This window comes from Scatolibacter rhodanostii (assembly GCF_900197595.1).
Classification (GTDB): Bacteria; Bacillota; Clostridia; order Oscillospirales; family Acutalibacteraceae; genus Scatolibacter; species Scatolibacter rhodanostii.
Genome location: NZ_FZLO01000005.1, coordinates 53,924 through 66,187, shown reverse-complemented (window position 1 = coordinate 66,187; position 12,264 = coordinate 53,924). Strand labels below are relative to the sequence as shown.

The 12,264-nt window shown below is 39.1% G+C and carries 11 protein-coding genes; 5 read left to right on the top strand and 6 right to left on the bottom strand.

Annotation, left to right across the window (positions count from 1 at the left end):
- Positions 1-232 precede the first annotated feature (232 nt).
- The 4 genes from CS931_RS10265 (at position 233) to CS931_RS10250 (ending at position 4,349) form a co-directional block, all read left to right on the top strand.
- Positions 233-1,684 carry an FAD-binding oxidoreductase gene (locus tag CS931_RS10265; protein WP_099205700.1) on the top strand — a complete coding sequence of 484 codons (1,452 nt, stop codon included), beginning with the start codon at positions 233-235 and terminating at the stop codon, positions 1,682-1,684.
- Between the two features lie 304 nt (positions 1,685-1,988).
- The gene (locus tag CS931_RS10260) at positions 1,989-2,825 is read left to right on the top strand and encodes a sigma-E processing peptidase SpoIIGA (protein WP_099205699.1); all 837 of its coding nucleotides are present in this window, start codon (positions 1,989-1,991) and stop codon (positions 2,823-2,825) included.
- 84 nt (positions 2,826-2,909) lie between these two features.
- Positions 2,910-3,635, top strand: a complete 726-nt coding sequence (sigE, locus tag CS931_RS10255) for an RNA polymerase sporulation sigma factor SigE (RefSeq protein ID WP_099205698.1) — start codon at positions 2,910-2,912, stop codon at positions 3,633-3,635.
- 201 nt (positions 3,636-3,836) lie between these two features.
- Positions 3,837-4,349, top strand: a complete 513-nt coding sequence (locus CS931_RS10250; protein ID WP_099205697.1) for a ferritin — start codon at positions 3,837-3,839, stop codon at positions 4,347-4,349.
- A gap of 117 nt (positions 4,350-4,466) precedes the next feature.
- On the opposite strand, the gene CS931_RS10245 is transcribed toward CS931_RS10250, so the two are convergent.
- The 4 genes from CS931_RS10245 to CS931_RS10230 all read right to left on the bottom strand — a co-directional run bounded on the left by CS931_RS10245 (position 4,467) and on the right by CS931_RS10230 (position 9,078).
- Positions 4,467-5,312 (bottom strand): carbohydrate ABC transporter permease, encoded by an 846-nt coding sequence (locus CS931_RS10245; RefSeq protein WP_099205696.1) that lies wholly within the window; start codon positions 5,310-5,312, stop codon positions 4,467-4,469.
- Positions 5,312-6,208, bottom strand: a complete 897-nt coding sequence (locus tag CS931_RS10240; protein WP_099205695.1) for a carbohydrate ABC transporter permease — start codon at positions 6,206-6,208, stop codon at positions 5,312-5,314. The genes CS931_RS10245 and CS931_RS10240 overlap by 1 nt, the downstream gene beginning before the upstream one ends.
- A gap of 136 nt (positions 6,209-6,344) precedes the next feature.
- Positions 6,345-7,877, bottom strand: coding sequence for an ABC transporter substrate-binding protein (locus CS931_RS10235; protein ID WP_099205694.1), 1,533 nt, complete (start codon positions 7,875-7,877; stop codon positions 6,345-6,347).
- 214 nt (positions 7,878-8,091) lie between these two features.
- Complete coding sequence (locus CS931_RS10230; RefSeq protein WP_099205693.1) at positions 8,092-9,078, bottom strand: LacI family DNA-binding transcriptional regulator; 987 nt, start codon at positions 9,076-9,078, stop codon at positions 8,092-8,094.
- 257 nt (positions 9,079-9,335) lie between these two features.
- Here CS931_RS10230 and gtfA point away from each other — a divergent pair, with 257 nt between their 5' ends.
- A complete protein-coding gene (gtfA, locus tag CS931_RS10225; RefSeq protein WP_099205692.1) occupies positions 9,336-10,784 on the top strand; it encodes a sucrose phosphorylase in 1,449 nt (482 codons plus the stop codon).
- Between the two features lie 90 nt (positions 10,785-10,874).
- Here the strand turns inward: gtfA and CS931_RS10220 are convergent, their stop codons facing one another.
- Positions 10,875-11,621: a DUF8091 domain-containing protein gene (locus CS931_RS10220; protein WP_099205691.1), complete on the bottom strand. Its 747-nt coding sequence runs from the start codon at positions 11,619-11,621 to the stop codon at positions 10,875-10,877.
- A gap of 422 nt (positions 11,622-12,043) precedes the next feature.
- Complete coding sequence (locus CS931_RS13085) at positions 12,044-12,169, bottom strand: hypothetical protein (protein ID WP_278277671.1); 126 nt, start codon at positions 12,167-12,169, stop codon at positions 12,044-12,046.
- Between the last annotated feature and the right edge of the window lie 95 nt (positions 12,170-12,264).

Here is a 12,264-nt window from a genome sequence, read left to right as displayed (position 1 = left end):
TTGCCATGTACATAGCGAGGCAATCACGGATAAACTGTAACATCTTTATGAGAGGATTTGCTTTATAACAAAGTCACCATGCTTTGCATAAATCGGCAAATGGCTAGAATTCCCCACTTTATGGTAAGCCTGTCTGAACCACCTCTCTTTGTTTCACATATAGTATAGTATCCGTCAGCCTTTTATTAGGTTGGCATCAAATTTACTGCGCTATATAAAAAGGAGCTATATTGTGAACCAATGTGACTACCATTTGACTGGTCGGGTCGTGATACCGGCTGACCCCTCCTATCCTGAAGCACGACAAGGTTTTAACCGAGCTATACAACAATATCCGCTAATCATTGTGTATTGCCAGAATGAATATGATGTTTCGAATGCGGTGATTTGGGCAAGAACTTACAACATACCACTACGCATTCGAAACGGGGGCCATAATTACGAGGGTTATTCCAACGGTAACTGCACCCTCGTCATTGACATCAGCGAAATGAATAGAATATCGCTAGATGACAACCAGAATATCCTGCACGTGCAAGGCGGGGCAACCAACGGGCAGATTTATCAATTCATTGCCGCAGAAGGGTGCCCTTTCCCCGGCGGCACTTGCCCCACCGTTGGCATAAGCGGTTATGCCACGGGCGGAGGCTGGGGGCTCTCTTGCCGATGGTTGGGTTTGGGCTGCGACAGCTTAGAAGAAATTCAACTGGTAAACCATGAGAGCTGTATTCTCGTAGCCAATCGAAGCTGCAACAGCAATCTTTTTTGGGCCTTGCGAGGTGCCGGTGGAGGGAATTTTGGCGTGGTGGTCTCCATGAAATTCCGACTTCCGCCCAAAGTTGATTTTGTCACGCTAATTGAAATCGACTATCTTCATGTGACAACGGCCGAACAAGAGGTGTTTTTGCAGACTTGGCAAAGCTGGCTGTCAGGAGCTGACCCCAGAGCGACCTTAATCGCACGAATCTATCATTCTCCTGAAGATGGGCTTGCCATGCTGACTCGTGGCATTTTCTACGGCACCCTGCAAGAAGCACAAGTGCTCATGCAGCCTTTTTTAGAGTTGCCAGGTGCTCGTTCTCGCATTGAATCTATGACCTTTGCTGAAGCAGTTAACATCATCGGCAGCAGCTACCCACCTTATGAAAAATTTGAAGCAGCTAGCCGTTTTGCTATGCGAGAATGGACCTCCTCCGAAATCAGCAGCTTAGTTGAGCTAATTCAAACACCTGCCACCGGTGCGGTTTTCACGGGCTTATCTCTGTATTCTCTTGGCGGCAAAGTGAGTGAAATGGCACAAGATGAAACTGCTTTTTATTGGCGCAACGCTCATTTCATCGTATGGCTAGAAACCATTTGGGAAGATAACAGCGTTCAAGCAGAAAATGAACTATGGATTAACGAACGTTTTCCAGTCTTAGCAGCCGTTACGGAAGGGTCTTATATCAATTTCCCCTATAATAAACTGCCCAACTATTTAGAGGAATACTACGGCACACATGTATGTAGATTGTGGGCGACGAAAGAATGTTATGACCCTTATAATAGCTTCAGTTTTCCGCAAGGGATTTGGAGAACTGCACAGCCTGCACAAGTACCAAAACCGATTGGCGATGAGTATTTAGAAGATACTCTATCCAGAGAAGCAAATAGAGCTCTCTATCGTGGCTTCCGATATGTGTAATCTAATAAAAACAAAAAAATCGGCCTCCTATTCACTAAGGAGATCGACTTTTTTGTTGCGGAAATTAGCGATGGGTGAACGAATCTATACTTTTATTGTTTCAATGAGGAACACTGCAAGAGACAAGCTATATCATTTTCAAAAGAAAGGATGACTTCTCCCCTCTCTTTCTAAACTAACTGAATATTCTGCCCATTGCGCCAAAAACAGGCAATATGCAAAAAGATAAACTTTTTTCCTGATGCCTGAAACTGACAATTTTAGGTTTGTCATGCCCTTATAATATAGGCAAAGGGGCGGGGTTATGGTCATTTATGCTGATATTTTATTTATCACCAATCTGTATATCGACTTCTTTCTTCTAGTTTGTGTCAAAAATTTCTTACATATGCAAGTTTCAGGTCTACGGCTATTATTAGGCTCTTTGGTGGGAGCCACTTGCAGTATGACAGCACTTTTGCCTTTTCATATTCCCACTTTCTTGTCGGTTTTGCTGGGTGCTATTGCTGCCATTTTAGTGACCGGTGCGGCTTATGCTCCTGTAAAAGAGCAAATGTTTTTAAAACTTGCCGTCTGTTATTGGTTTTTCAGTTTTCTATTTGCCGGTTTCTTTATGCTTGTTTATCAGCTCTTTGCTGTCAACAACTTGGCAGTTATTCGCGGCGTTGTCTATCTCAACATTTCGCCTTTCATGCTGTTTGGGTTGACACTTTTGGCCTATATTATTCTCACGCTGTTGCAAAAGATTTTAGGGCCAAAAGAATCCGATTTGCGTTTCTGCAAGATACATATTAACAAGGCAGGCAAAAGAGTGACTGTGCCTGCCAAAGCGGATACCGGCAATGCCCTGTGCGAACCATTTTCAGGGCTACCTGTCATCATTGTAGAACAAGACGCTTTACAAGGTATCATACCAGAGGCTGTCAATCAGTTTTGGGAGGGCGGCGGTGAAGGCTTACTGCGATTAATTCCTTTTGACGGTATGGGCGGCAGTGGTATTCTACCGGCTTTTCAGGCTGATGCTGTCTATTTTGACAAGCTCGATACTCCGCTTAGCTGTTATATTGCCGTCTGCAAAGGTAAGCTCTCTTCGGGTCAATTTCAAGCACTGTTCAATCCAGATTTATTCCCTTCTGCCTAGCAATGACCTATTAATCTATAAATCAAAACACTGAAACCCACTGGCTCAAGGTTTTGGTAAAATACACGAGCCGGAAAGGATTTTATGGGTAAATTTATCTGCTTTTTTAAGGACAAAATACAGGCTTTCTTAGAAAGATATTTCCAAAAAATCAACTCGCAGGGATGTTATTACATTAACGGTCCTGAAACACTCCCTCCTCCGTTGACAAAAGACGAAGAAATCAAAGTAATGGAAAACATTCGCAACGATGTTCCTGGCGCTCGTGAGCCGCTCATTACTCATAATCTCCGTTTAGTCGTGTACATAGCCAAAAAATTTGAAAGCCCTGGGGTTAACATTGAAGACCTCATTTCTATTGGCACCATTGGTTTGATAAAAGCTGTTAAGACTTTCAGCATAGAACGAAACATTAAGCTTGCTACCTATGCTTCTCGCTGTATTGAAAACGAAATCTTGATGTTTTTACGCAAGAATTCACAGCTTAGACATGAAATCTCTATTGATGATCCGCTGAATGTCGATTGGGACGGCAACAAACTGCTTCTTTCAGATCTTTTAGGCAGCGAGCCAGATTCAGTTAATCGTGATATTGAAACCGAAACCGAAAAAACAATGCTTATGAATGCGATTCAAAGGCTTCCCTCCCGTGAAAAACAGATTATGGAACTTCGTTTTGGTCTTTACTCTCGAAAAGAACACACACAGAAAGAGGTTGCTGACGAATTGGGCATTTCTCAATCTTATATCTCCCGCCTTGAGAAAAAAATAATTGACCGCCTAAAAAAAGACTTAGAAAAAGCAAGTTAAAAGTTTATTCTGTTATAAAAGCTGTTCTTTCAAAAGAACGGCTTTTCATTTTATTCATCTAGTTTGTCGTTCAATTTTTGCTAAGGGATTGTATTTATCACGTAGCCAGTATATAATGGAATTGTCAAAATATGTACATGAGAGGAACTATGACAAACGGTCGATACCCTCTCAATTTAATTAAAAAAGGAGAATGTTATCATGTTAAATGAAAAAGTATCTAACCTACTCAACGAACAAGTAAACAAAGAATTTTATTCAGCCTATTTATACTTAAATTTTTCGAATTATTTTGCTGAAAAGGGCCTAAAAGGCTTTGCCAACTGGTATCAAGTTCAGGCACAAGAAGAACGTGACCATGCTTTGTTATTCATGCAGTATATGCAAAACAATGATCTCGCTGTCACACTTGAAGCCATCGCAAAACCTAATACGAGTCTTGAATCACTGGTTTCTCCGCTCAAGATTTCTCTTGAACACGAGAAATATGTTACCTCACAAATTCATGCTATTTATGAAGCTGCTTCTGAGGCAAAAGATTATCGTACTTGCCAGTTTTTAGATTGGTTTATCAAAGAGCAAGGCGAAGAGGAAGCCACAGCAAGCGATTTGCTGCTTCGTATGGATTTGTTCGGTTCAGACCCCAAAGGACTTTATATGCTAGACCAAGAGTTGGGTTCTCGTGCCTACAGCGCCCCTTCCCTCACGCTTTAATAGATTTGCTAAACGGGATACAAGAATCCATCTTGTATCCCGCTTTTAATGTTTATTTATATTATCAGCAGGCAAGAAAAATCGGACATAACTTTTTCAGTTATGTCCGATACTTTTTTATTGTTTAACTGCTCCGTCTACCACACCGGCCACAATGTATTTCTGCAAGAAGATATACAAGATGACAATCGGAATAATGGTTACAAATACAGCCGGGAAAATGAGTTCCCACGGATTGCCGTATTGACCAGAAGTCAGCTTGGCAAAATAAAGCTCCAAGGTCAGCGTTTTGACACCCTCACGGTTTCCGATAACCAAGAATGGAAGCAAGTAGTCATTCCAAATCCACATACTATTGATAACAACTACGGTCACTGTAATACTCTTTAGCAGCGGGAATACTACCTTGAAAAACATCTGGAATATGTTTGCTCCATCAATAATGGCAGCTTCTTCTAAAGATTGAGGTACGCTCTTAATAAAGCCGTGATAAAGGAAAACGGACATACTAAGACCAAATCCGCCGTACATGATGATAAGCCCTGGGATATTTTTCAGACCAAGCTTCTCAAAGATGTCAAGCAAAGGATACATAACGGACTGAAAAGGAATCAGCATAGCAGCTGTAAAACCTAAATACATGAACACGGCCAGCTTGCTCTTACTGCGAACCATAACCCATGCTGACAAGGACGACACCATAACAAGCAGCAAAACAGAAATAAAAGTAATGGCAAAAGTAATCCATATGGATTTAAAAAAGTTGATTTGTTCTGTGGCACTGATGATATACTTCAGAGACCATTCGGTTGGCAAAGCAACAGGCGAGTCTACGATTTCACTATTTGATTTAAAGGAGTTAATCACAAGCAGCACAAGCGGTGCCAAAGTGGAAAGCGCAATCACGGCAAGCAGAATGTGAGAGAAAATTTGTCCAACCTTCTTTTGTTTTCCCAGTGTCATTACATTTCCACCTCCTGCTTAGAAGTAATTGATACTTGAATCAGGCTTACAACTGCAATCAGCACAAAGAATATAACGGCTTGTGCCTGTGCAAGACCATAATCAGGCGGAGAACCGTCTCTTGTGGTTCTCAAAATTTGCATCGCCAACATTCTCGTTCCAAAATTGCCGTCTGTCAAGGCAACGTTTTGGTCCAACAACATAAAACATTTGGACAAAGTGAGGAAGAAAACAATGGTGAAAGAAGGCATGAGCATAGGCACTGTAATATGTCTGAATTCTTGCCATGCATTTGCTCCATCAATCGATGCTGCTTCAGGCAAATCTTTGGGGATGTTGTTCAGGCCGGTTGTATAGATAATCATCATATAGCCAGCCATCTGCCATGTAAACAAGATAACAAGGGCAAAAAGAGCCTTTGTGTTGTCTTGCGTCATATTTACAAGTGCGGGAATGGATATCAAACCGTCTTTCGCAAAAAGAATCTTAGAAAAAATGATTTCATATACAAATTGCCAAATATAGCCTAATGCTAAACCGCCCAAGAGGTTGGGCAAAAAATAAATTGTGCGATAAATTGACGCTGCATGTCTAAGCTTTGTTGCAATCAATGACATTCCTAAAGAAACTATATTGATGACAATAACAGCCACCAAAGTGAATTTAAGGGTATAAATAAAAGCATCTATAAATTTCTTTGATTTGAATGCTTTTATATAATTGTCAAAACCGACAAAAGCTTCCCAAAAATGTTCTCCGCCTGCAAAATAGGTGCCTCTCCAACCGGTAAACGAATATATAACTCCCACCACAAAAGGTATGATGATTACCAAGAAGAATAAAATTAAAGCAGGAAGAGCCAACGGCAGGAATTTTTTTCGATAATATCTGTCCATTTTGTCCTCCATTTATTCAAGAATGCCGCACATAAGACTCTAAATATGAACTTAGATTCTCCCGTGCGGCCTCTTGCCAAACTGTTTTCAGTTAATGTTAGCGTCTATGAAACAAAACTTCATAAGACCTTTGTGCTTAGGAAAGGTTAGCCATCTCTGCCCAGCTTGAAATGATATAATCAGCAATGGTGTCATAGTCAGCATCAGTCCACTCTGTTTTGTTAACATAGTTTTCCATCATATACTGACCAAAAGTATCGGTTGACCAACCAGCCGGTGCACCAGCATAAGCATTGGTGAGCGTTTTGCCATCAGCAATATAAGAAATGATAGAATCGCCTAAGCTATAACCAGCAGAAGTTGTTGCAGGGTCAGCATTATAAGGAATGAATGCCATGTCTTCTACAACAAATTTTTGTCCAGCTTCTGAAGTATTGAGCCATACAAGGAATTCTTGTGCCAATTCTTTTTCTTCATCGCTTACTTTGTCGTTAATTACATAATAGTTTGGTACAAATACCGGAATAGATTCTAACATATGGTCAACAGTCAAACCTTCTACCTTGATATCATCCTGTGTGAAAGGCATTTTAACCGGTAAGAATGTTAGATTGTCAGCAATTTCAGCGTTGGCTTTCTTAATGTTCTCATAAGCCCAGTTGCCTTGTTTCAAGAAAATAGCTTTGCTGTTTGCAAAGTTGGCAACAGAAGGATCATAGCCGTTTGTAGTAGCGTTGATCAGTTCCGGTCCTCTTTCTGTGGTAGCATTTGCAGTTTTCAAATCAAGTGCTTTTGCATAAGCTTTGAAAGCGCCTTTGCCAGCTTCTAAATCAGCCAGTGTAGCTTGTGAAGCGGCTTTAGAGTTAGCAAAAACTGCATCAACTGCGATGTTTACAAAGTGGTCGCCATATGTCCATTTTTCAGAACCGGCAACAGAGAAAACGCCTTCGAGGCTTGTAGCTTTACCGGTTTTTTCAGCAGCTGTTGCAAAGTCTGTTCCGCTGAGTGTTACTGTACCGGCTGTTCCCTCTTTGATATAAGCTTCAAGAGTGTGAACCATTGCTTCAAATTCTTCATAGGTTGCTGTTTTGAAAGCAGCGAGGAAAGAATCTAGCTTATCAGCACCGAATAAATCGCTGAGCATTTGTGTGTCAGCAATATAACCATAACCTTCTACGTTATAAGGAACACCATAGTTAGCTGTACCGTCGGTTAAGTTGAATCCTTCTGGAATTTCACTGACAAGCTTTTTGAATTCTTCGTTGGTTGCTTTGGCATGATCCATAGCAAAGCCGCCTTCAACCCATTCAACCAAAGCTTGTGAATTCATGGTAGAGAAAATAGCGGGTTTGTTTTTGGAGTTCATTTCTGTTCTCAGTGTATCATCACTATTTGTACCTGAACCCAGTGAGAAAACTTTAACAGTAACGCCTTTTTCTTCGCCAAACGCTTTACCGGCAGCTTCCATGGCGTCAGCATTTTCACCCTTGGTGTTGAAAATGTATAAGTCATAGTCTCCAGTAGCGGTAGGCTTCTCCGCAGCACCAGATGCTTCGGAACCTGTTGAACTGGTTTTAGAATTGTCACTGCCTTTTGAGCCACATGATGCAAGAGCAAACACCATAACGGCAACTAAAAGAAGTGATAAAATTCTCTTTGTTTTTTTCATGTGAATTTTACCTCCTAAAATCTTTAGACATTTTTACAATAAAAATAAAGATGTCCTAACCAAAAATATTGGACTATGCCGTGATTATACACCTTACTTTCTTTTATGTCAATCGTTTACATAGCTATTTTTTATATTTATCAAGTTATTTGAGCTATTTTATTAGATACTATCCTAAATAAAAAGTCAATAATCGCAGTAAAAATGCTTTATATCAATCAATTTTAGTAGAATTTCTTTTTATTAATGTAACCGGTAAAGTGATTTTTGAAGGCACAACTTCTCCATTTAGGGTTTTATCAATGCAATCGATTGATAATTCTGCCATTTTACGAATGGGTTGATGAATGCTCGTGATTGTAGGTGTTGTTAATTGAGCAATATAGACATCATCGAAGCCAACCAAGCATACATCTTCCGGCACTTTAATATCCATTGCATTACAAACCTGAACCACCTGTGCTGCTATCAAATCGCTGCTGGCAAAGATGCCATCTGCATCTCTGTTTTCTTCTAACACAGACTCAATTACACCGTGATAATTCATAGTGCCATAAGCAGATTGATCTGTGAGCACTACCTTACTAAGCACCTTATGACTCTCACAAACATCTGTAAAACCTTGTGCCCTTTGGTCGGCAGGCATGTTTTTCCCTGCAATACCACCAAAATGCAAAATCTTCTTACATCCGCAAGAAATCAGGTGCTGTGCGGCCATTCTGCCACCTTCGTAGTTATCACACTGAATGCTAATGGCGTTAAAGCTATCTTCCTGCTCTAAATTGACAATGGGAATGTTCAGTTTTGAGAATTTTTTTGCATCAACATATTTGCTACACAATATAATGCCCGCCACTCGGTTTGATATGCACATTTCCAAATATTCCATTTCTTTGGACTGCTTATCTTTCGAATTGCACAAAAGAATTTTATAGCCTTTTTTCATGGCTGATGACTCTAAATTACTGATTAAATTGGCAAAAAAAGGATGAGAAATATGAGGAACAATCACTCCAATTGTACTATTATGCTTTTTTGCCAGTGCCCTAGCCAATTCATTTGGGTGATAGTTTAATTCTTCCATTACTTGAAACACTTTTGCTCTGGTTTGTTCACTAATATATCCGCGATTATTAATGACACGTGATACTGTTGTGGTGGTTACGCCCGCTTTTTGCGCAATATCTTTTAGTGTTGCCATGTGTAATTCCCCTCATTTTCCCTTGTGTTTATGCAATCGATGACATATTGACATGGGTTTATGTTTACATTATAGCAGATAACCGCTCTTATTTTCAATAAATTTACATAATTTAAATGATTAATTGTTAAATTAATTGACATTCTAACACTAAATTAATGCTTTTGCACCCTTAGTATTGACAATTTTTATGAAATACCTTATTTTTAGTATATGACAACCGTTTGATATATCGAATAACTTAGGAGCTACAAATTATGAAAAAAATTGAAAACAAGATTATGCTTATCACCTATTCCGACTCTATGGGAGATAATCTGAAAGATTTAAAATACGTTTTGGAAAATCTGATTGGTGACGCTGTAGGCGGAGTTCATCTGCTTCCTTTCTTTCCCTCTTCTGGTGACCGTGGCTTTGCCCCTCTTAATTATCGCGAAGTTGACCCCGCTTTTGGTGACTGGGATGACATCAAAGCTTTAACTAAAAATTATTACTTCATGGCAGACTATATGATTAATCATATCTCGGCTAAGAGTGAGTATTATCAGGATTTCTTAAAAAACAAAGACAATTCTGTTTACAAAGATTTGTTTATTCGCTATAAAGATTTTTGGGAAGGCGGCGAGCCAACCGAAGAGCAAGTCGATTTAATTTATAAAAGAAAGCCTCGTGCTCCCTATGTTATGGCAAACTTTGCTGACGGCACCAGCGAAAAAGTTTGGTGTACCTTTGATGAAGAGCAAATTGACATTAACTGCAATTCTGATACAGGCAAAAAGTTTATTCAGGATAATCTTGAATTTTTAACCGCACAAGGTGTTTCTATTGTTCGTCTGGATGCCTTTGCTTATGCAACCAAACGAGCAGATACCTCTTGCTTCTTTGTTGAACCGGATGTTTGGGAGTTGCTCTATCGTGCGGATGATGTTCTTAAACCACAAGGTGTGACATTGCTCCCTGAGATTCATGAGCACTACACGATGCAGCAGAAAATTGAATCCAAAGATTTTTATGTATACGACTTTGCACTGCCAATGTTGCTTTTAAACGCACTCTATTACGGCCAAAGCCAATATCTCAAACACTGGCTCACCATTTGCCCACGTAAGCAGTTTACCACTCTCGATACACATGACGGCATTGGTGTTGTCGACGTAAAAGACCTGCTGCCTGATGATGAAATTAAAAAGACACAGGAAGACATTTATAAATTTGGTGCTAACGTCAAGAAGATTTACAGCTCTTCTGCTTACAACAATTTGGATATTTATCAAGTGAACTGCACCTACTATTCTGCTCTAGGCAACCATGATAAAGACTACTTGATTGCAAGAGCTGTCCAGTTCTTTGCTCCCGGTATTCCTCAAGTCTATTATGTCGGTATGCTAGCCGGTCAGAACGACCTTGAGCTTTTGGAAAAAACAAAAGTAGGCAGAGATATTAACCGTCATTATTATTCCGTTGATGAAATCAAAACCGAAATTGAGCGCCCTGTTGTCGATTCACTCCTCTCCCTCATGCGTTTCCGTAACAATTGCGATGCCTTTAACGGTGAATTCGTATTAGCTCCTAGCGAAGATGACAGCATTCACATTATCCGTGAGCATAATGGCGGCCGTGCCGAATTATGTGTCAATTTCAAAGAAAAAACTTTGAAAATTAATTGCACTGAAAATGGGATTGCCAAAGAAGTTATGAGCTTCTAATTTTATCTCTACTTTGCTACTTTATATAGACTTAATTTTAAAAGAACAGTTCAAGTGAAAGTACTTGAACTGTTCTTTTATTTATGTATTTTAATGATTTGACCTTTGATAGCAATATGCATTTCCTATCTTGCCCACTCGTTCAACAGCATTTACTGCATACAGCACATTCATTGCCGTTTGTGCCGCACGAAGTGAAATTTTAGCCAATTGAGAGAAATCTTTTGTTGTGAAACTATCTGGGAGATTTTGAGGTATCATCGCAGAATAATCATAAGCAGAGTGAATCCAGCATTCCTCTATCAGGTTTTTGGGGATACGGTCACACCTTGAAGAACCTTTTTTCTTATTGGCGCTCCAACCATTGAGATAGCGATATTCTGTAAGCTCTAATAAAGTAAAACAGAAATGTAAGTTAGGGTGATTCAGTAACGGCTTGATTTTATACAGCTCAAAAAAAGCATCGTAGATTTGTCCCCGTTTGGGACTTTTCCGCTTTTTTGTCACTTCTCCGGTTTCTTGGTCTATCCAACACAACCACTTTGTTTGTGCAATGGGATAAACCACCGTTACATCCGTACAGGCTAAAAAGCTTTCCAACTTTTTTCTTAACTTATTGAAACCCTGCGTTTGAATTTCAATAATCCCCTGTTCAGAAACAATGTCAGCTACATACGAACCAATCTTAATTTCATGGTTATCTGCATAAGGTTCAAAATAATTTTTTAATACTGCATGCAATGTCTTTTCTCCTAATGTCCCAATACCAGTTCTTACAGGAGATTTACCAATAACCGTATCACAGGCTTCTAAAAATTTTTGATTGTCTGCTGACATATTCTTCTCCCTTTCTAGCTACTTACATAAATTTCTAAAGATAACTTGTCCCCTAAAAGTGTAAGTTAAATGCTGTGATATTGCAAGAGATATCTCGTTTTTCACGCTAATAAAGATATAAATCTTAAAATTTGACAAAATACAACCCTATATAATCTATGTAAAGTATTTTATCATTACATGTTTGAGATGTAGCACCATCTAAGGGTAGTTTCGACTAACTTATTTATTATTTCGGCTTATGTGAAGTTATATACCTTTACATAAGATGACCAATTTTCCATTGTATCCTTATCCTATATATTTTTATCATGCCTATGTAAATACATACGATAAAATAAATTGCTAGATAAAAAACACTGCTTTCAAACAAAGAATTTTCTAAGCTTGTTTGAAAACAGTAGCAAGATAGGTGCACAATATTAATAAAATCCTTTGTTATTATGCTGAGTAAGATATCTTGAAAAAACATGACATATTAATCCTGAACGGCCATACTTCAGTACATTTCTTCTTTTCTTTTCTTCTTTTTGCTTTTTTAAATCCAAAATATCTCACCTCCCTTTTTTATTATCAGCTTGAAGCGATACTTTATTCTCATTATGTAAAATTGAATTTTATCCAATATGAAAAGGCATGACAC